Origin of the sequence: Marinobacter sp. bablab_jr003, assembly GCF_016464245.1 — a bacterium.
GTDB classification, from domain to species: domain Bacteria; phylum Pseudomonadota; class Gammaproteobacteria; order Pseudomonadales; family Oleiphilaceae; genus Marinobacter; species Marinobacter vinifirmus.
Genome location: NZ_JADARC010000037.1, coordinates 25,431 through 44,905, shown reverse-complemented (window position 1 = coordinate 44,905; position 19,475 = coordinate 25,431). Strand labels below are relative to the sequence as shown.

Genomic DNA, 19,475 nt, shown 5'->3' with positions numbered 1-19,475 from the left:
CCGTTGTTGTACGGGCACCAAAGGGGGAACTGTGCCCAAGCACCAAAGCCTGTGGCATACTCGGTGCCTCAAACCAATAATGAACAATCCACCCGCAAGGAATGTTGTGATGAAACCAGCAACTCTCGCGCTGCACGCCGGCTTCAAGAGCGACCCGACCACCAAGGCCGCTACCACTCCTATTTACCAGACCACGTCCTACACCTTTGATGACACCCAGCACGGTGCCGATCTGTTTGATCTGAAAGTTCAGGGCAACATTTACACCCGCATCATGAACCCGACCAACAATGTACTGGAAGAGCGCATGACCGCGCTGGAAGGTGGCGTTGGCGCACTGGCAGTAGCATCCGGCATGGCCGCAATTACCTACGCTCTGCAGACCATCTGCAAGGTGGGCAATAACATCGTCAGCACCAGCCAGGTATACGGCGGCACTTACAACCTGTTTGCCCACTCACTGCCCAATCAGGGCATTGAGTGCAAGATGGTGCGCCACGATGATTTTGAGGCTGTCGAAAACGCCATTGATGACCAGACCCGCGCCCTGTTCTGCGAATCCATCGGCAACCCCGCCGGCAACGTGGTGGATATTCAGAAATGGGCCGAAATCGCCCACAGGCACGGCATTCCGCTGATTGTTGATAACACTGTAGCCACGCCCTTCCTGTGCCGTCCATTCGAGCATGGCGCAGATATCGTCATTCACTCGCTGACCAAGTACATCGGCGGTCACGGCACCACGGTGGCTGGTATCGTAGTGGATTCCGGCAAGTTCGACTGGAAAGCCAACGCCGATAAATTCCCGATGATGAACCAGCCGGACCCCTCCTACCACGGAGTGGTTTACACCGAAGCTCTGGGCGCAGCTGCCTTTATCGGCCGCTGCCGTGTCGTGCCTCTGCGCAACACCGGCTCCGCCCTGTCGCCATTCAACTCGTTCCTGATTATGCAGGGTCTGGAAACTCTGGCACTGCGCATGGAACGTCACTGCGAAAACACCGAAAAAGTTGCGCAATTCTTGCGGGATCACCCTGCCGTTGAATGGGTGAACTATGCAACTCTGGCCAACAGCCCTTTCAAGGCCACCTGCGACAAAATCTGTGGCGGCAAGGCTTCCGGCATTCTGAGTTTCGGCATCAAAGGCGGTCGTGAAGCCGGCGCCAAATTCATCGACGCCCTGGGCCTGATCCTGCGCCTGGTGAACATCGGCGATGCCAAGTCTCTGGCTTGCCACCCGGCTACCACCACTCACCGCCAGCTCAACGCTGACGAGCTCAAGAGTGCGGGTGTCAGTGAAGACCTGGTGCGCCTGTCTATCGGCATTGAAGACGTTGAAGACATCATTGCCGACATCACCCAGGCCCTGGACAAATCCCAGGCCTGACATTGATCAACCGGGTACGACCAATGTCGTGCCCGGTTACCCCGTGATTCCCCCTACCCGCCTTGTAACTGCCCTGCCGCAGGATTACTCTTTAAGGTTCTCCATACGTTGACCCGAGAGTTTCCGGCCCCATGAGCGACAGCGCAAAGTCCCGCATTACCAGTGGTTCCAAATTCCGTAACGAACACGGCTTTTCCGCCATCAAGGACGGCGTAAAACGTTCCTCTTCAAACACGGAAGACAAGCCCCTGGAGCGCAAGCCGAAATGGCTGCGGGCGCGTATGCCCGGTGGCGAGCGCTATGACGCGGTGCGCCGCAATGTCTCGGAACATCGCCTGAGCACCGTGTGCCAGGAATCCCATTGCCCCAACATCGGTGAATGCTGGACCAACGGCACTGCCACCATCATGGTGATGGGTTCTGTGTGCACCCGCGCCTGCAAATTCTGCGCAGTGGATACCGGCAACCCGAAAGGCTGGCTGGACCCGGAAGAGCCGGAGAACACCGCCAAGTCTGTCGAGCTGATGGGCCTGCGTTACATCGTACTGACCTCGGTCGACCGGGATGACCTGGACGACGGCGGCGCCGCTCACTACGCCGCCTGCGTATCTGCCATCAAACAGCGCACCCCGGAAGTGGCCGTTGAAGCCCTGACTCCGGATTTTGATGCGGTGATGAGCGATGTGGAAAAAGTCGTGGATTCTGGCCTGGATGTATTCGCCCAGAACGTGGAAACCGTCAAACGCCTGACCAGCCGTGTGCGCGACCCCCGCGCCGGTTACGAAAAAACCCTGAGCGTCCTGGCCCACGCCAAGAAACACCGGCCAGACGTGCTCACCAAGACCAGCCTGATGGTCGGTCTGGGTGAAACTGAAGAAGAAATCCTGGAAACCATGGATGACCTGCGCGCCATCGGCGTAGACATCCTCACCATCGGCCAGTACCTGCGCCCCACCCCGAACCACCTGCCGGTGGAACGCTATGTGACTCCGGAAGAGTTCAACCGCTACCGTGAAATCGGCCTGGAAAAGGGCTTTATGGAAGTGCCATCCGGCCCCATGGTGCGCTCCAGCTATCGCGCTGACCGGGTGTTCGACAAGAACAACCTGGGGCTGGCCGTGCCGGAAGTGCCCGCCTCCAACGCCATGCAGATCCCGGTGAAAGCCGTCGACTGATCCGTTCACAGATTCCCGGGCCGGAGGTCACAGCCGGCCCGGGTTTGTGGCACACTCTGCACTCGTTTTTTCAGCAGAGCAGTAAACCATGAATCGCCTCGGCGCCCTGTACGACCGTTTTATCCTCCCCCACCCCTGGATTGTACTGATCCTGTTCGGTGCCATCCTGGCCCTGGCAGCCTTGCGCTTTGATCAGTTCCGGCTGGATGCCTCCGCCGAATCCCTGGTCCTGGAAAACGACCGTTCCCTGGAAGAGTACCGGCAGGTAAACCGGATATTCACTACCTCTGACGACTTCCTGGTGGTGACCTATTCCCCCCGGGAAGACCTGTTCAGTGAAACCGGCCTGCAACGGCTGGCAGCCCTGAGAGACGAACTCCAGGCCCTGGAGGCGGTCGGCTCTACCAACAGCATTCTTAACGTACCCCTGCTGCACAGCCCGGACCTGACCCTCGATACCGTCGACAGTGAAATCAAAACCCTGGACGACCACGATGTGGCGCCCCAAACCGCCCGCCAGGCCCTGCTCGACAACCCCATGTACCCGAACCTGCTGCTCAGCGAAGACGCCGGTACCACCGCCATTCAGGTGAACCTGCCGACACCGGAGCGCTATTTTGAGCTGCTGAACCGCCGCAACGAACTGCGAGACAAGGCCAGCAGCGGCAATGCCAGTGCCGAAGACCAGCAGCAACTGGAACAGGTCAGCCGGCAGTTCATCGACTACACCGAACAGCTGGGTGCCGAGCGGGATGCCACCATTGGGCAGGTGCGCAGCATTCTGGACAACTACCGGGAGCACGCCAGCATCCACCTGGGTGGCGTACCGATGATTGTCGCCGACATGATCCGCTTTATCGAAAGCGACCTGTCCACCTTTGGCCTGGGCGTACTGGCCTTCCTGTTACTGACCCTCGCGATTATTTTCCGCCAGTGGCGATGGGTACTGGTGCCACTGTTGTGCTGCGGCTATACCGTGTGGCTGATGATCGGTTTTCTGGGTTGGGCCCAGTGGCCGGTCACCGTGATTTCCTCCAACTTTATTTCGCTGCTGCTGATCATGACCTTGTCGCTCACCATCCACCTGATTGTGCGCTACCGGGAATTCCAGCACGACGAGCCGGATGCCGCGCCCCGGGATGTCCTGCGCCGCACCATCATGGCCATGGTCAAACCCTGTTTTTACATGGCGGTGACCACCATCGTAGCCTTCGGCTCACTCACCTTCAGCGGCATCCGCCCGGTAATCGACTTCGGCTGGATGATGACCCTGGGCCTTACCGTGGCGTTCCTGATCACCTTCCTGGTCTTCCCCGCCCTGCTTAGCCTGCTGCCACCACCGCTGGATAACCGCGTAACGTCAAACAAGGTGCCCTTCACCGACGCCTTTGCCCGTTTTACCGAACATTTCGGCGGCACCGTCCTGGTCGGCTCGGCAATCATCGCTGCGCTGTGTGTGATCGGCCTGAACCGGCTGACGGTGGAAAACAGCTTTATCGATTACTTCAAATCCTCTACCGAGATTCACCAGGGCATGATCACCATCGACGACCGGCTGGGCGGCACGACCCCGCTGGATGTGGTGATTACCGATGAACCGGCACCCGAGAACCCGGGCGACGATCCCTTTGCCAGCGACTGCGATCCGTTCCTGGACGATTGCGGCGACGAGGAATACCGGGACACCTGGTACACCTACCAGAAAATGCGGGACCTGGGCGCCGTACACGACTACCTGCAAAGCCTGCCGGAAACCGGCAAGGTGCTGTCGATCAGCACAACCCTGGAGCTGCTGGCACAGGTAAACGGCGGTGAACCGCTGGACGCCCTGCAACTGGCGTTTGTACCGGCTGCCGTGCCAGAGGACTTACAGGACATCCTGCTCACCCCCTATATTTCCGAAGAGCACGACCAGGCCCGGTTCAGCATCCGCATACTGGAAACCTTACCGGAACTGCGCCGTCAGGAGCTGCTGGACAGAATCCGCAGCCACCTGAGCACCGAACTGGGTTACGACAAAGACCGTATCCTGCTTTCAGGCATGACGGTGATGTACAACAACATGCTGCAAAGCCTGTTCGATTCGCAGATCAAAACCATCGGTGTCGTGTTTGGCGCCATCCTGGCCATGTTCCTGCTGTTGTTCCGCTCGGTAAAGCTGGCCCTGATCGGCATGGCACCCAACCTGATTGCCGCCGGCTCGGTGCTGGGCCTGATGGGTTGGCTCGGCATTCCGCTGGATATGATGACCATTACCGTGGCCGCCATTACCGTTGGCATCGCCGTGGATGACACCATTCATTACATCCACCGGTTCAAAACCGAGTTCGCCAAAGACGGTGACTACCTGGCCACCATGCACCGCTGCCATCGCAGCATCGGCCAGGCCATGTTCTTTACCTCGCTGACCATCATCTCAGGGTTCTCGATCCTGGTGCTGTCGAACTTTATTCCCACGATCTACTTCGGCCTGTTCACCGGCTTCGCCATGTTCATGGCGCTGCTCGGCGCCCTGACCCTGCTGCCCCGGCTGATTGTCCTGCTCAAGCCTTTCCCTGCCCCATAATAAAAAACCCCGCCGGAGCATGGCTCGGGCGGGGTTTTTGCAGTTACCGGATCAGGCCTTGCCTGGCTCCGGGTCGTCGGTGTTGATCATGTCATCATGCTCATTCATATCCCATGGCAGCTTGCCCGGCGAGATATTGAGGAAGTGCAGGTAGTTCTCGAACTGGTCGAGAATGTCCTTGATGATGTCATGCTCATCGTAGCCGAACACGTCGTAGGAACGACCGCCCCGGCGCAGATAGACTTCTGCCCGAAAATAGGCTTCAGGCTCGTCCGGGTCACGCTTGAGCTCGCCGTAGACAAAGCCCGGCATCGGGTGCTCGGTCAGCCGCACATCGTAGATGAAGTCGACATGGTGCTCACGGTGCACCTGCAGGTGCGAACGCAGATTCTCGGCATCGAACTCGGCGGTTGCATCCCAGCCCTTGGCCTTCAATTCCTGCTCCACTTCCCGCATGGCATTCATGGCAGTGTTCTTGATGAACATTTCCACTTCGTGCTGGCCCGGGAATTCCACAATCGCCGCCAGGCGATGCTTCCATTGGGAGCCGGTCATGTGCCGGCTGCTCATCATGTGCGCCTGCAGGCTGGTTTCACGGTGCCCTTCAATCACAAGGGCCCGCCACATACCAACGGCGGCAATCAGCATGATGATGGCAAATGGCAAGGCGCTGGCAATGGTCATGGTCTGCAAGGCACTCAGCCCGCCTGCCAGCAGCAGCACCGCTGCAACCGCACCTTCCAGCACGGCCCAGAACACCCGCTGCCATGCCGGGGTATTGATCACGCCACCGGAAGCCAGGGAGTCAATCACCAGCGAGCCTGAGTCAGACGAGGTGACAAAGAAGGTGATGATCAGCAACACCGTCAGCAGGGAAATAAAGAACGACCAGGGCAGCACGTCGAACAGCTTGAACAGGGCAACCGCGTGGTCAGCCTGTACGTCAGCAATCAGCGTATCCAGGCCTTCGTTCATGATCAGGTTCAGGGCGGTGTCGCCAAATACCGAGAACCACAGGAAAGTGAACACCGATGGCACGAGCATGACGCCGAACACAAACTGGCGGATGGTGCGGCCGCGGCTGATCTTGGCGATAAACATGCCCACGAACGGCGCCCAGGCGATGGTCCAGCCGAAGATGAACAGCGTCCAGTTACCGATCCAGTCACTGCGGGTGTAGGCCTGCAGGTTGAAGGTACGCTCGACAATACCGCTCAGGTAGCTGCCGGTATTCTGCAGGAAAGTTTCCAGAATATGGATAGTCGGGCCGACCACAAACACGAACAACATCAACGAAATAGCCAGCACCATGTTCAGAATGGACAACCGTTTTACGCCCTTGTCCATGCCCGCGACGACAGACACTGTGGCCGCAGCAGTAATCACAGCTATGGCGATGATCTGCACCGTGGTACTGATGGGAACTTCCGGCCAGAGATAGTTGATGCCTGCGTTGATCTGGGTAACCGACAGCCCCAGCGTAGTGGCAATACCGAACATGGTGCCCAGGATGGCAAACACATCCACTGCATGGCCGATGGGGCCGTAGATCTTCTCGCCAATCAGCGGGTAGAGCGCGGAGCGGATAGACAGCGGCAGACCATGGCGGAAGGCAAAGTACGCCAGCACCAGGCCTACCAGGCCGTAGATGGCCCAGATATGAAAGCCCCAGTGGAAGAAAGCAATCTGCATGGCCTGCTTGGCCGCATCGACGGTTTCAGCAGCGCCGGCAGGCGGCGTGGCGTAATGCAGCACAGGCTCGGCCACGCCAAAGAACAGCAGCGCGATACCGTAGCCGGCCGAGAACAGCATGGCAAACCATTCCGGGAAGGAGTACTGGGCTTCCGCATGATCCGGCCCCAGTTTGATATTGCCCCACTTGGATGCCCCCACAGAGACAATAAAGACCAGGAAGATGGCAACCGACAGCATGTAGAACCAGCCGAAGGTATCGGTAATCCAGGCCAGGGTCGCGCTGAACGCTTCCCCTGCCAGCTCGGGATTGCTGATGGTTCCGATCACCAGCAACAGCGCAACAACAACGGCCGGAATAAAGACCGGTACGAGGATAGTGGAACGGATAGCTTTCGTATCTGAAGCCATAGAGTCCATCCATGTTATGAGTGAGTTTTACAGGGCTTCTTGCGAGCCCTTTCGAGCATTACGAAAAGTATAGGATCAAATGCATTATTTGGATTACACAGAATACTTCTAACCGTGAAATAAACTTATAGACCGGTCAAGGCTTTTGTACCGAAAGAATTGCGGGGAAAAGGCGGAGTGGCAAAGGGGGTAACCGAAGAGAAAACAACCCGCACCTGCAGCATCGGCAGGCGCGGGCAGTGTAACAACGGGCGAACTTACTGGCCCGGCTGCATCATCTGGCGCTGTTGCTGCATCTGACGCTGCATTTCCTGCATCTGGCGGTCCAGCTCTGCGCGCTGCTCCTCAGTGAAAACGGCATCCACTTTCGCTTGCATCAGTGCGGAAAGCGCTGCAATTTCACCGGTTACATCACCCAGCTCTTCAGCGTTGTCGCGGATGGCGGATTCGTTGTAGTCCGGCTTGATTTCACCCTGCAGCTTCTGTTGCAGGTTCTGGGCACTCTGGCGCAGCTCGCCGATCTCGCCCTGCATGTCATCAATAATGTCGCGGATTTCGCTCTGCTGGTCGTCAGACAGCCCCACCATTTCTGCAAGCTGGGCAACCTGGTCCGGCTGACCGGGCTGCTGGGCGAATGCGGTGGCCGACAGGCTTAGAGCAATCAGTGCGGAACCGATAAATTTCACAACTTGCTGCATAATTTTCTCCATCGCAGACGGCCACTGTCAAAGCCGCCGTTTATTGGCTTAACGTTTGAGACCCCACACCCTAAAACAATCACACACCGGATTTCATCCCGATATCCCGTCATTCTGTACACAGCACACAGAAAAACCGTTGCCAGCCCAGACATCACGGGGCTTCCGATAAATGTGAAAGTTTAGTCATTCCCCTGCATAATGGCGCCTTTCAGCAACAGGCGGAGCAACACCGATGGCGATTAACTGGTTTCCCGGGCATATGCATAAGGCTCGCAAGGAGATCAAACAGGTCATGCCCCAGATGGACCTGATCATCGAGGTGGTAGACGCCAGAATCCCGTTCAGCAGCGAGAACCCGCTGGTGCCGTCGCTGCGTGGCGACACGCCGCTGATCAAGGTGCTGAACAAGCGAGACCTGGCTGACCCGGCAATCACCGAACAATGGCTGGCCTGGATTGAAAAAGAACGCGGAGTGCGGGCCATCACCCTCACCCACAACCAGCGCCAGGAAGCCCTGGGCATCCTCAAGCTGGCCGAGGAAATGACCCCGAACCACAACCGGGAGAAAAGCGCCCTGCGGGTGATGATTCTGGGCATCCCCAACGTGGGCAAGTCCACGCTGATCAACACCCTGGCCGGTCGCCCCGCCGCCAAGACCGGCAACGAGCCGGCGGTTACCCGGGCCCAGCAAGCCATCAAGCTGCCGGATAACGTGCTGCTGTACGACACCCCGGGCTTTCTCTGGCCCAAGCTGTCACCGGAGCAGTGCGGCTACCGGCTGGCCGTCACCGGCGCCATCCGCAGCGCGGTACTGGATTTTGAAGATGTTGCAATGTTTGAAGCCGACTACCTGGTGCAGGCCTACCCGGAGCTGGTCATGGCCCGCTACGGCCTCGACCAGAAGCCACAGGACGGGCTGGCGTTGATGGACGCCATTGCGGAAAAGCGGCGCTTTCTGGGCCGCGGCGGCGTACCGGACCTGCACAAGGTTTCCGAGGTGTTGCTGAACGAATTCCGGGCCGGCACACTGGGGCAGATTTCCCTGGAAACACCTGACATGGTTGAACAGGAACTGGCAGCAGCGCGTATCAAGGAAGAGCAGGAAGCGAAGGAAAAAGCCCTCAAAGCCGAACAGCGGAAACGAAAGAAACGCTGAATCGATCGTTCGCTGTTCAACACTTACATATCAGGCTACCATTCTGCTATGCTTGATTTGGATCAACCCGGATGGTTTATCAACTATGGCCCAGGCAATTCATCTCCACCAAGTGTCTCCGCTCAAAGCCTCATGCCAGCAGTGTAGCCTGAGCAACCTCTGCCTTCCCCTTGCCGTTGAAGAGAACGATCTCGAGCGGCTCGAAGATATTGTCCAGCAGGGCAAAATCTACAACCGGGGCGAGCACATCTTTGACCAGAGCACCCCGATGCGGTCCTGCTTTGCGGTGAAGAGCGGGTCGGTGAAGACCTCTATCATTACCGAAGGCGGTGACGAGCAGGTGACCGGCTTCTTTATGCCTGGCGAGCTGGTCGGGCTCGACAGCATGAGCAGCGACACCTACGCCTGCACGGCCAAGGCCCTGGAACGCACCAGTGTGTGCGAGTTCCCGATCGAAAAGCTGGAAGAGCTCACCGGCAAACTGCCCGAGCTTCAGCATCATATGTACCACTTGCTGAGCCAGGAAATCCAGAACAGCCACCAGTTGGCCATGTTGCTGAGCAAGAACACCGCAGAAGAGCGCATTGCCGCCCTGCTGCTGTCACTGTCCAGCCGCTTCCGTCGCCGTCGCATGTCGCCGACCAACTTCAGCCTGCCCATGGCACGGAACGACATTGCCAACTTCCTGGGCCTGGCAGTAGAAACCGTTAGCCGGGTGTTCACCCGCTTCCAGAACCAGGGCATTATCCGTGCCCGTGGCCGTGAAGTAGAACTGCTGGATGTAGAAGCCCTGCAGCTGGTTACCCGTGACTTCGCCCGCCAGGGCTGTCAGTAACCACCCTGACTCCTTTCTGAATATCACTGGCCGGCGGATTACAGGTCCGTCGGCTCGGTCTTCTCTTCAGCTTTTTCGTCGATACTACCCGTACCCTTGATCATGGAAACCTCTTCATTTAGCCATGTGCGCCAGGGCAGCTGCTTGATACCGAACGTGTTCTTGATCTTGCTGCACACCATGGTGGTGTTTACAGGCTCCAGGTGTCCCCACTGTGGCAGTTCGTCCACCACGCGAATGTCTTCCGGAATACCGGGCATACCGGCGATCGCCAGCCCCAGCTCATACAGGTTGATCTCTTCGGAACCGGCATACTGATAGGTGCCCCAGACTTCGGCACCGCAATCCAGTTGCAGCACAATCGCACTTATCACCCGGGCAAGGTCCTGGACTGCCACCGGCTGGCCCTGGCAGCGGCCGGGCAGCGACAAGGTGTCTGCGCGCCCCGTGCTTTCGTACAGCTTGCGGATAAAGCGGCCCAGGCTCCAACCGGTACGCAGCAGGATGTGCCGGGGCAGCAGTGTACGCAGCGCCTGTTCACACTCCCACTGCCAGCGGCCCAGCTCGTTGATTGGCTGGCCCGGGTTAGACGCTATGTAAGCACCCTGTTTGCGGCCGTCAAACACGTAGCAGGAAGACAACTGCAGCAGCGCCATGCCTCGGTCCCGGGCGTGCTCAGCCAGGCACAGGGGCAGTGAAAGGGCCACCTCATGGGCTGCTTCCGGGTTGGCTTCGACTTTCTCCGGGTCAGTCAGCCAGAGCGCATTCACAATCAGGTCTGCATCTTCCGGAATCCAGGTTTCCAGGGCTTTCAGGTCGGCATTGGCCGGGTCGCTGACCAGCAAAGGGCTCACCCGCAGATGGGTTTTGCGCAAGCGCTCCAGGAGCACTTTCCCCAGTGGGCCGTAGTCGTGAACAACAAGTACATGCACGCGGAATCAACGCCTCCGGAATATCACTGATATGACGCCTGTCGGGAACCACTCAGGCCAATGGCCGGAGCGGAGGGTTGCTGCACTATGCCTGCAACCTGAAACGCCGGTGTTAATTGAAGTCTCACTTGCGAGCATACAACAACAGGAAGCCCTATGCTGAAACAACAGAGCCATATTGTTGCCCCGATTCCCGATGAACTCCGTACCCGCGCGCTGTACACAGTAAGCGAGCTGAAAAGCCGCGGCAAGGCCGACAAGCAGGCTATTGAACAGCTGTACGACCTGATCAACGAGCTGACCGAAGCCGGGCTGGATTTCTTCTTCATCGAACCGCTGCGCCGCCTGAAAGCCGGCAGCATGATGATGGGCATGGCCAGGATGGGCATCAGCAGCATGCTCAAAGGCAGCAAGATGGTGATTCACAAGGTTCTGAAAAAACTGGATGACCGTAGCCTGGCGGCGATTCTCGATTTCATCGAGGAGATCATTCATGAACCCGAGGCACCCTAGCAGAAACCCCGGTCAGTAACTCATAGCCGATGGTGCCGGCACATTCCGCCACCTCATCCACGCTGACGGTCGGGCCCCAAAGCTCCACCCTGTCCCCTTCACGGGCCTGAGGCGCATTGCCCAGGTCCACCGCCAGCATATCCATGGATACGCGGCCCAGCAGCCGTATGCGCTGGCCATTGATGGCCGCCGGCGTTCCCGTGCCCGCATGGCGCGGGTAGCCGTCGCCGTAACCGATCGCCACCATGCCCATGCGGGTGTCCCGGTCTGCCGTAAAGGTGCACCCATAGCCAATGGCTTCACCGGCACGCACGGTGCGGGTGGTGATCAAAGGTGCTTCCAAGATCATGGCCGGTTTCAGCCCGAGATCCAGTCCGGTTTTACCAATCATTGGCGAGGCGCCGTACAGCATAATGCCAGGCCGGCTCCATTCGTAGAGGGGTTGGTTGGGCCGGAAATGGGCCGCCGAGTTACCGACACTGCGCATCAGATCCGGCCAGGGCGCGACCGCCGCTTCAAAGCTGCGGGTTTGCTGCCCGGTGAAATCACTGGCCAGGTCATCCGCACAGGCAAAGTGGGTGACAAAGCCCTGTAACCGGGTTCGGGCGCCCATGGACTCCAGGCCGGCCACCACCTCCGGTAACTCCCGGGGCCGGAAACCCAGCCGGTTCATACCGGTATTTACCTTCAGCCAGAAGCTCGGTACCGAGGCTTCAGACAGCCAGCCCAGCTGCTGCCGGCAGTGCAACACCGGCTCGAAGTCCATGGCGGCACAACGGGCCAGGTCTCTCGCTTCATGCACGCCCTGCAACAACACCACCGGTTGCGGCAGGCCCGCCTCACGGATGGCTTCCGCTTCTTCAAGGCAAGCCACAGCGTATTTCTCGGCCAGCCCGTCCAGGGCACCGGCCACCGCCTGGATGCCATGGCCATAACCGTCGGCCTTGACCACAGCCATGGCCCGGGCGTTGCCAGCCTTCTGCTGAGCCAGGCGATAGTTGAACCTGATCGCCTCAAGGTCAATACGGGCAACGGTGGGGCGTGGCATCAGTAATCACCACCGTAGTCACCGTAATCCCCGTGGGCGAGGTCCTCAAACTTGGTGTACTTGCCGATAAACGCCAGGCGAATGGTGCCGATGGGGCCGTTCCGCTGCTTACCGATGATGATCTCGGCAATGCCTTTATCCTGGGTGTCTTCGTTGTACACCTCGTCCCGGTATACAAACATGATGACGTCGGCGTCCTGCTCGATCGCACCGGATTCCCGCAAGTCCGAGTTCACCGGGCGCTTGTTGGGCCGCTGCTCCAGGCTCCGGTTCAGCTGCGACAGTGCAACCACCGGGCAGCTCAGCTCCTTGGCTATGCCTTTCAGGGAACGGGAAATTTCCGAGATCTCGGCGGTACGGCCCTCGGTGTTACCGGGCACCCGCATCAGCTGCAGGTAGTCGACCATGATCAGGCCGATCTTGCCGCCGTTTTCCCGGGCAATACGGCGCGCACGGGAACGCATTTCCGTGGGGCTCAGGCCCGGGGTGTCGTCTATGTACAGGGGCTTGTCTTTCAGCAGGCTGACCGCCGAGGTCAACCGCGGCCAGTCGTCTTCTTCCAGCTTGCCGCTTCGTACCTTGGTCTGGTCGATCCGGCCCAATGAAGACAACATACGCATGGCCAGTGCATCGGCGGGCATTTCCATACTGAACACCAGGATGGGAGTACCGGTGCTGATCAGTGCGTTTTCAACAATGTTCATGGCGAAGGTGGTCTTACCCATCGAGGGCCGCCCCGCCACGATAATCAGGTCTGCCGGCTGCATACCGGAGGTCTGGTCGTCCAGGTCCCGGAAACCGGTGGTCAGGCCGGTGGTCTGCTCGCCGGATTCGAACAGTTCTTCAATACGGCTCAGGGTGGTGGCCAGGATCGGGTTGATGGCCTTGGGACCAGAGCCCTCCTTGCTGCGGGATTCTGCAATCTGGAACACGCTGCGCTCGGCTTCGTCCAGAATCTCGCTGCTTTTGCGACCCTGCGGGTTAAAGGCCGAGTCGGAAATCTGGCCGGAAACTTCCACCAGTTTCCTCAGGATCGAACGCTCGCGGACAATGTCAGCGTAGGCGCGAATATTTGCCGCGCCCGGGGTTTTCTCGGCCAGCTCGGCCAGGTACGACAAGCCGCCGGCATCTTCAATGTCGCCGGCCCGCTCCAGGAACTCGGCCAGGGTAACCACATCCAGCGGCTCGCTTTCGCTGGCCAGCCGTTCCACCGCACCGAAGATCAGCCGATGATCCTGCCGGTAAAAGTCGGAGGCAGAAATAACTTCGGAGATTTCGTCAAAACGGCGGTTATCCAGCATCAAACCACCGAGAACAGCCTGTTCTGCCTCTACCGAATGAGGGGGAACCTTGATCCGGCTGGTTTCGGGATCCATCGACGCAGGTTTCAGAGTGGGATTGGCCATAAATACCGACAACATTGAAATGGGAATACGGGAGTACAAGAATACCAGAAAGCAACGGGCCCGAAACCGTCTCCGGTTCGGGCCCGTCTGGGGAAACTGAAACCCGGGGTTTCAGCTCCTTTGAAGCTACCTGTAGCGGCTACCGATTACTCGGCAACAACCGCCAGCTTGATAGTAACTTCAACATCAGTGTGCAGCTGCAGTTCGATGTCGAACTCGCCGACAGTCCGGAGCGGACCTTCCGGCAGACGAACTTCACTCTTCTCGACTTCAGTGCCACCGGCAGAAACAGCTTCTGCGATGTCACGAACACCGATAGAACCGAACAGCTTGCCTTCTTCACCAGCCTTGGAGCTGATGGTGAAGGACGCACCTTCCAGAGCCTCGGCACGGGCCTGGGCAGCGGCCAGCTTCTCAGCGGCAGCTTTTTCCAGCTCGGCACGACGCTCTTCGAACGCCTGTACGTTTGCAGCCGTGGCAGGAACAGCCTTGCCATACGGCAGCAGGAAATTACGACCGTAACCGGCCTTAACCTTTACCTTGTCACCCAGGGAGCCAAGGTTTGCTACTTTCTCGAGCAGAATAACTTCCATCTCGTTAACCTCTTCGTGCTTTATTCAGCCGGCCCGGCGGGTTTTATTCGCCCCCGGATATCCAGCCAGCTATCCACAAAAGCCAGAACCAACAAAAGCATCATCAGACTCGGACCCAGCAGAACCAGTAGCACATAGAATGCTACCAATGCCTGCCCGCCCCACTGTTTACGACCAACAAACCCGTGCACCAGTGCCAGCGAAGCGATGAACAGCGGTGTACCCGCAGCCCATGCCAGCAGCATGGAATTGAGCCCCAGTAGCGGGCCTATCACCATGGTGACAGCGCACACAACCGCAATGGCCGGCGACAACCTCAGGGCATGGAATTCCTTACGGAAACCTCCGGGGTTATACAGCCCCGCCTGCCATGCCCTCGCCAGCATTGTCATACCAATGGCCGTGGCGAAATAGGTGCCCGCCATACTGGCGTTCATGGTGTTGCGGATGATCAGCTCAAGTTCGCTGCCCAGTGACCGCGCCACCTCGGCGTTGTATTGCTCGTAAAACCCGACACCGGCCTGGACCAGTTCGTCCAGCAGTGCCGGATACATCAAGGGCATCATCAGCCCTGTCAGTATCATCAGAAAGGCGCCCGACAGCAGCGCTCTCTCCCAGGACAGCGATGTTCTGAGAATCGACGCCATCAGCATCACCTGCAACAGCACCACCAACGCGGTCGGATCCTGCCCGAAGGTGGCCCAACCCAGTGCGGGTAGTACTGCCCAGAGACCGATGTTCAGCCCCTGCCGGATGCCCAGTCGTAAAATGACCAGGCCGATAACTGCTGCGCCAATCCAGAACAGCAAGGGTAATGCAGTCGCAACTGCCGCAACCCCGCCGGCCTGCATGGGACCGCGCATTACATACTGTGCCAGTGCACGCATGGTCCCGGGTCCTGTCTATCTGTGCTTAGTGATCGTGGCTGTCCGTATACGGCAGCAGTGCCAGGTAGCGGGCACGCTTGATAGCGGTAGCCAGCTGACGCTGATAACGTGCTTTGGTGCCGGTGATGCGGCTGGGCACGATTTTGCCGGTTTCAGTGATGTAGCCTTTCAGGGTGTCCAGATCTTTGTAATCGATCTCTTTAACACCTTCTGCCGTAAAACGACAGAACTTACGACGTCTGAAAAAACGAGCCATAACGTAACTCCTAACTCCGGTTAATTACTCTTCTTCGTCCTGGGATGCGCTGCTCTGACGGTCGTCAGAATCAGCTGAACGACGCGGACGATCGTCTCCGCCGGAACGACGGTCCTCGCGGGACTCAGCGGCTTTCATCGGAGACATGTCGGTAACAGCCTCGTCGCGACGCAGAATCAGGTCACGGATGATGGCATCGTTGAACCGGAAGTTATGAGTCAGCTCGTCCATAGCGGCCTGTGAACATTCGGCGTTCATCAGTACGTAGTGAGCCTTGTGAATCTTGTTGATCGGGTATGCCAGGTGACGACGGCCCCAATCTTCCAGGCGATGTACCTTACCGCCATCTTCAGTGATGACGCTGGTATAACGCTCGATCATCGCGGGCACCTGCTCGCTCTGATCCGGATGTACCATGAAAACGATTTCGTAGTGACGCATGAGTTCTCCCTACGGGTTAAACAGCTTTCTTCTTTCGGCGATCCTTCCGGACCGCGACCCAGCATGAAAGCAAGGAGGTGACAGCAAAGCTGCCGGCTTCTTTTTTGCTTTATCAACAAGGCACTTACGGGTAAGGCCAGATCAAAAGCGACGTTTTGCAGCCCGGAATGCAGGCAATACAAAACCGCCCCTTAAAAAAGGGGTCACGTATTCTAGGCCCAAGGGGCCTGCAGTGCAAGGATTAACCGAGTCGCTGGCGCAGGGCTTCGTACAGGCAAACGCCGGTCGCCACCGAAACGTTCAGGCTGTCGACATGGCCCTGCATGGGGATGTTGATGAGCTGGTCGCAGTGTTCCCGGGTCAGCCGGCGCATACCCTTGCCTTCGGCCCCCATAACCAGCGCTACCGGCCCCTTGAAATCAGCCTGGTACAGGCCGGCATCGGCCTCGCCGGCGGTGCCGATCAGCCACACCCCCAGGTCCTTCAGCTCCCGCAGAAAGCGGGCCAGGTTGGTTACCCGCACAAAGGGCACGGTTTCTGCCGCACCGCAGGCCACTTTACGGGCCACCGGTGTGAGCGACGCGGACTTGTCCTTGGGCACAATAACGGCCTGGACACCGACCGCATCTGCGGTGCGCATGCAGGCACCGAGATTGTGCGGATCGGTTACGCCATCAAGGACCAGCAAAAACGGCGGCTTGTCGCTATTGGACAGCTGGGCCAGCAGGTCGTCTTCCGTCCATTCACGGCTTTCCGCCACGGCCGCCACAACACCCTGGTGGACGCCGGACACGCGTTCATCCAGCTCCCGGCGGTGCACTACTTTCCAGCGCACACCCAGGCCATCCAGGGCATCGGTCACCGATTTTACGCGCTTGTCCTGCCGTCCGGTCTGGATCCATACCTGCTGAAGCCGTTCCGGCTCCCGCTTCAGCACCGCATCCACGGCGTGCCAGCCAAATACATATTCCTGAGACACTAACGATCAATTCCTGTGTAACTGGTTACTTGCGGGGCTTGCGCTTCTTGCCTGCCGCCGGAGACTTGCCCTTGCCACCTTTGCGCGCTGCGTCCCTGGCCGCTTCAGCCGCCAGCTTTTCCTTGGCACTGGCCGGCTTGCCGGTACGCTTACTGCCTTTGCCACCCTTGCCTGCACGATCGCCCCGACCACGGGACTCACGCTTGGACATATCCAGGGCATCGCGGTCTGCCGTGCGCTTCTTCGGGGTGCTGACCAGCTCCAGGTCAATCTTGCGATCTTCCAGGTCGACCCGCATCACCTTCACACGCACCTCATCACCCAGGCGGAAGCTGACTGCCGTGCGCTCGCCGATCAGGCGATGCTTGGCGGCATCGTGGTGGAAGTAATCACCACTGAGGGTGGAAACGTGCACCAGGCCTTCAATGTAGATATCAGACAGTTCCACAAAGAAACCGAAAGGCACCACGGCAGCAATCACACCGTTGTACTCCTCGCCCACGTGGTCACGCAGGAATTCGCACTTCAGCCACGCCATCACATTCCGGGTGGCATCATCAGCCCGGCGCTCGGTCATGGAACAATGCTCACCGAGCTGTTCCATTTTGGCGAGGTCGTAGGGGTACTCTGCCAGCTGCGGATCCGCCACCTTGGGTGAGACCACATCCTTGGTCACTTCCGGATTATGGATGCGGGACTTGATAGCCCGATGCACAATCAAATCCGGGTAGCGGCGAATCGGCGACGTAAAGTGGGTATAGCTGGGGAAGCCCAGGCCGAAGTGGCCCGCTTCTTCCGGGCTGTAGACCGCCTGGCTCAGGGAGCGCAGCATCACCATCTGGATGACGTTGGCATCCGGGCGATCCGCCACCTGCTCCAGCAACTGCTGGTAATCACCGGAGGTGGGCTTGTCACCACCACCCAGCTGCAAACCCAGCTCGCCCAGGAACAGGCGCAGGTTGCCCAGACGCTCTTCCGACGGGCCATCGTGTACCCGGTAAAGCGCCGGCATCTTGTGTTTTTTCAGGAACCGCGCCGTCGCCACGTTGGCGCAAAGCATGCACTCTTCCACAATCTTGTGGGCATCGTTCCTGTGCACCGGAACGATTTCCTCAATCTTGCGCTCGGGATCGAACACAATCTTGGTTTCGGTGGTTTCGAAATCGATGGCGCCCCGCTCGGTGCGGGCACGGCGCAGCAGCTTGTACAGTTCATACAGGTTATGCAGGTGCGGCAACAAATCAGCGTAATGGCTGCTGAGCTTGTAGCCCTGCTCGGTATCCGGATGCTCCAGCATGGCACTGACCTTGTTGTAGGTCAGCCGGGCATGGCTGCGCATCACCGCCTGGTAGAAGGTGTAACCACTGATATTACCAGCAGCACTGATGGTCATATCCGCCACCATACACAGGCGATCCACGCCCGGATTCAGGGAGCACAGACCATTGGAGAGCTTCTCCGGCAGCATGGGCACGACATGATCAGGGAAGTACACCGAGTTGCCACGCTGAATGGCTTCTTCGTCGAGCGGGGAGCCCGGACGCACATAGTGGGATACGTCAGCAATCGCCACTACCAAGCGGTAGCCGCCACGGGGGCGCGGCTCGCAATAGATGGCGTCATCGAAATCCCGGGCGCTTTCGTCGTCGATGGTCACCAGCCGCATATTGCGGATATCAACCCGGTTGGCCTTGTCCTTCTCTGCCACTTCGGCAGGAATCGCTGCTGCCTGCTCACCCACTGCGGACGGCCAGCTGTGGGGAATCTCGTAGGAACGGATGGCCACATCAATTTCCATCCCGGGCGCCATGTGCTCACCCAGGATTTCGACAACCTGCCCTGTCGGCTGGGTACGGATTGTCGGCTGACGCAGAATCTGTACGACTACATACTGGCCATGCACCGCCTTGCCTACGTGCTCGTCCGGAACCAGGATTTCCTGGTTGATGCGGGCATTCTCGGGCACCACGAAGGTAATACCGCTTTCCTTGAAGAAGCGGCCAACGATCTGCTCGGTACGGTGCTCGAGCACTTCAACAATCTTGCCTTCCCGACGACCACGGTCATCCACCTGGTCAACCCGCGCAGCTACACGGTCACCGTGAAACACCTGGCGCATCTGGCGTGCAGTGAGAAACAGGTCGGAACCGCCATCATCAGGAATCAGGAAGCCAAAGCCGTCCCGATGCCCGACCACCCGGCCGGTTACCAGGTCTGCTTCTTCTATAGGCAGGAACGCATCCCGGCGGTTACAAATCAGCTGCCCGTCGCGGCACATGGCAATCAGCCGGCGGCGAAGGGCTTCTATACCTTCCTCGGAAGTTTGCCCAAGCTCCTGGCACAGAGTCTCATGGGTGGCCGGTGCCCCCCGCTCTTTCAGGTGCTGGAGAATAAACTCCCGGCTCTGGATGGGGTTTTCGTATTTCTGAGCCTCACGACTGGCGTGAGGGTCTTTGTGTTCTTTCTTCCTGGAAACCATTCGGATCCTTGCTATCTG

The 19,475-nt window shown here is 58.7% G+C and carries 17 protein-coding genes; 6 read left to right on the top strand and 11 right to left on the bottom strand.

Features of this window, described 5'->3' with window-relative positions; all coding sequences use genetic code 11:
* Positions 1 to 109: 109 nt before the first annotated feature.
* From H3Z84_RS03110 to H3Z84_RS03100, 3 genes are all read left to right on the top strand, one after another.
* The gene (locus tag H3Z84_RS03110; RefSeq protein WP_199456226.1) at positions 110 to 1,387 is read left to right on the top strand and encodes an O-acetylhomoserine aminocarboxypropyltransferase/cysteine synthase family protein; all 1,278 of its coding nucleotides are present in this window, start codon (positions 110 to 112) and stop codon (positions 1,385 to 1,387) included.
* 131 nt (positions 1,388 to 1,518) lie between these two features.
* Entirely contained in the window at positions 1,519 to 2,562 is a 1,044-nt protein-coding gene (gene lipA / locus H3Z84_RS03105; RefSeq protein WP_199456223.1) for a lipoyl synthase, read from the top strand.
* Positions 2,563 to 2,650: 88 nt separating this feature from the next.
* A complete protein-coding gene (locus tag H3Z84_RS03100) occupies positions 2,651 to 5,128 on the top strand; it encodes an efflux RND transporter permease subunit (protein ID WP_199456222.1) in 2,478 nt (825 codons plus the stop codon).
* A 51-nt stretch (positions 5,129 to 5,179) separates the two neighbouring features.
* On the opposite strand, the gene H3Z84_RS03095 is transcribed toward H3Z84_RS03100, so the two are convergent.
* Together H3Z84_RS03095 and H3Z84_RS03090 are read right to left on the bottom strand one after the other, a co-directional pair.
* Positions 5,180 to 7,231: a BCCT family transporter gene (locus H3Z84_RS03095; RefSeq protein WP_199456220.1), complete on the bottom strand. Its 2,052-nt coding sequence runs from the start codon at positions 7,229 to 7,231 to the stop codon at positions 5,180 to 5,182.
* 257 nt (positions 7,232 to 7,488) lie between these two features.
* Entirely contained in the window at positions 7,489 to 7,929 is a 441-nt protein-coding gene (locus H3Z84_RS03090; protein WP_228285689.1) for a Spy/CpxP family protein refolding chaperone, read from the bottom strand.
* Between the two features lie 235 nt (positions 7,930 to 8,164).
* Here H3Z84_RS03090 and ylqF point away from each other — a divergent pair, with 235 nt between their 5' ends.
* A complete protein-coding gene (gene ylqF / locus H3Z84_RS03085) occupies positions 8,165 to 9,088 on the top strand; it encodes a ribosome biogenesis GTPase YlqF (RefSeq protein WP_199456212.1) in 924 nt (307 codons plus the stop codon).
* An 85-nt stretch (positions 9,089 to 9,173) separates the two neighbouring features.
* Positions 9,174 to 9,923 carry a fumarate/nitrate reduction transcriptional regulator Fnr gene (gene fnr, locus H3Z84_RS03080; RefSeq protein ID WP_022987830.1) on the top strand — a complete coding sequence of 250 codons (750 nt, stop codon included), beginning with the start codon at positions 9,174 to 9,176 and terminating at the stop codon, positions 9,921 to 9,923.
* A 38-nt stretch (positions 9,924 to 9,961) separates the two neighbouring features.
* Here the strand turns inward: fnr and H3Z84_RS03075 are convergent, their stop codons facing one another.
* Positions 9,962 to 10,855: a sugar nucleotide-binding protein gene (locus tag H3Z84_RS03075; RefSeq protein WP_199456211.1), complete on the bottom strand. Its 894-nt coding sequence runs from the start codon at positions 10,853 to 10,855 to the stop codon at positions 9,962 to 9,964.
* 156 nt (positions 10,856 to 11,011) lie between these two features.
* On the opposite strand from H3Z84_RS03075, the gene H3Z84_RS03070 reads away from it, so the two are divergent.
* Positions 11,012 to 11,368, top strand: coding sequence for a hypothetical protein (locus H3Z84_RS03070; protein WP_022987832.1), 357 nt, complete (start codon positions 11,012 to 11,014; stop codon positions 11,366 to 11,368).
* Here the strand turns inward: H3Z84_RS03070 and alr are convergent.
* The 8 genes from alr to rnr form a co-directional block, all read right to left on the bottom strand.
* On the bottom strand, positions 11,343 to 12,416 hold the full coding sequence (alr, locus tag H3Z84_RS03065; protein WP_199456205.1) for an alanine racemase: 1,074 nt from the start codon (positions 12,414 to 12,416) through the stop codon (positions 11,343 to 11,345). The genes H3Z84_RS03070 and alr overlap by 26 nt on opposite strands.
* Positions 12,416 to 13,822: a replicative DNA helicase gene (dnaB, locus tag H3Z84_RS03060; protein WP_036218876.1), complete on the bottom strand. Its 1,407-nt coding sequence runs from the start codon at positions 13,820 to 13,822 to the stop codon at positions 12,416 to 12,418. Before dnaB ends, alr begins: the two co-directional genes overlap by 1 nt.
* A gap of 146 nt (positions 13,823 to 13,968) precedes the next feature.
* Positions 13,969 to 14,415: a 50S ribosomal protein L9 gene (rplI, locus tag H3Z84_RS03055; RefSeq protein WP_022987835.1), complete on the bottom strand. Its 447-nt coding sequence runs from the start codon at positions 14,413 to 14,415 to the stop codon at positions 13,969 to 13,971.
* A gap of 20 nt (positions 14,416 to 14,435) precedes the next feature.
* Positions 14,436 to 15,302 (bottom strand): hypothetical protein, encoded by an 867-nt coding sequence (locus tag H3Z84_RS03050; RefSeq protein WP_022987836.1) that lies wholly within the window; start codon positions 15,300 to 15,302, stop codon positions 14,436 to 14,438.
* Positions 15,303 to 15,327: 25 nt separating this feature from the next.
* The gene (gene rpsR / locus H3Z84_RS03045) at positions 15,328 to 15,558 is read right to left on the bottom strand and encodes a 30S ribosomal protein S18 (RefSeq protein ID WP_008937282.1); all 231 of its coding nucleotides are present in this window, start codon (positions 15,556 to 15,558) and stop codon (positions 15,328 to 15,330) included.
* Positions 15,559 to 15,582: 24 nt separating this feature from the next.
* A complete protein-coding gene (gene rpsF / locus H3Z84_RS03040) occupies positions 15,583 to 15,999 on the bottom strand; it encodes a 30S ribosomal protein S6 (protein ID WP_058340370.1) in 417 nt (138 codons plus the stop codon).
* A 241-nt stretch (positions 16,000 to 16,240) separates the two neighbouring features.
* The gene (rlmB, locus tag H3Z84_RS03035; RefSeq protein ID WP_199456204.1) at positions 16,241 to 16,978 is read right to left on the bottom strand and encodes a 23S rRNA (guanosine(2251)-2'-O)-methyltransferase RlmB; all 738 of its coding nucleotides are present in this window, start codon (positions 16,976 to 16,978) and stop codon (positions 16,241 to 16,243) included.
* 25 nt (positions 16,979 to 17,003) lie between these two features.
* Positions 17,004 to 19,457, bottom strand: a complete 2,454-nt coding sequence (rnr, locus tag H3Z84_RS03030) for a ribonuclease R (protein ID WP_199456203.1) — start codon at positions 19,455 to 19,457, stop codon at positions 17,004 to 17,006.
* Positions 19,458 to 19,475: the final 18 nt, after the last annotated feature.

What these genes read in the sequence shown, in the direction of transcription:
- H3Z84_RS03110 (WP_199456226.1), top strand. Translation starts at nt 110, where the DNA reads ATGAAACCAGCAACTCTCGCGCTGCACGCCGGCTTCAAGAGCGACCCG.
- lipA (WP_199456223.1), top strand. Translation starts at nt 1,519, where the DNA reads ATGAGCGACAGCGCAAAGTCCCGCATTACCAGTGGTTCCAAATTCCGT.
- H3Z84_RS03100 (WP_199456222.1), top strand. Translation starts at nt 2,651, where the DNA reads ATGAATCGCCTCGGCGCCCTGTACGACCGTTTTATCCTCCCCCACCCC.
- H3Z84_RS03095 (WP_199456220.1), bottom strand. Translation starts at nt 7,231, where the DNA reads ATGGCTTCAGATACGAAAGCTATCCGTTCCACTATCCTCGTACCGGTC.
- H3Z84_RS03090 (WP_228285689.1), bottom strand. Translation starts at nt 7,929, where the DNA reads ATGCAGCAAGTTGTGAAATTTATCGGTTCCGCACTGATTGCTCTAAGC.
- ylqF (WP_199456212.1), top strand. Translation starts at nt 8,165, where the DNA reads ATGGCGATTAACTGGTTTCCCGGGCATATGCATAAGGCTCGCAAGGAG.
- fnr (WP_022987830.1), top strand. Translation starts at nt 9,174, where the DNA reads ATGGCCCAGGCAATTCATCTCCACCAAGTGTCTCCGCTCAAAGCCTCA.
- H3Z84_RS03070 (WP_022987832.1), top strand. Translation starts at nt 11,012, where the DNA reads ATGCTGAAACAACAGAGCCATATTGTTGCCCCGATTCCCGATGAACTC.
- alr (WP_199456205.1), bottom strand. Translation starts at nt 12,416, where the DNA reads ATGCCACGCCCCACCGTTGCCCGTATTGACCTTGAGGCGATCAGGTTC.
- dnaB (WP_036218876.1), bottom strand. Translation starts at nt 13,822, where the DNA reads ATGGCCAATCCCACTCTGAAACCTGCGTCGATGGATCCCGAAACCAGC.
- rplI (WP_022987835.1), bottom strand. Translation starts at nt 14,415, where the DNA reads ATGGAAGTTATTCTGCTCGAGAAAGTAGCAAACCTTGGCTCCCTGGGT.
- H3Z84_RS03050 (WP_022987836.1), bottom strand. Translation starts at nt 15,302, where the DNA reads ATGCGTGCACTGGCACAGTATGTAATGCGCGGTCCCATGCAGGCCGGC.
- rpsR (WP_008937282.1), bottom strand. Translation starts at nt 15,558, where the DNA reads ATGGCTCGTTTTTTCAGACGTCGTAAGTTCTGTCGTTTTACGGCAGAA.
- rpsF (WP_058340370.1), bottom strand. Translation starts at nt 15,999, where the DNA reads ATGCGTCACTACGAAATCGTTTTCATGGTACATCCGGATCAGAGCGAG.
- rnr (WP_199456203.1), bottom strand. Translation starts at nt 19,457, where the DNA reads ATGGTTTCCAGGAAGAAAGAACACAAAGACCCTCACGCCAGTCGTGAG.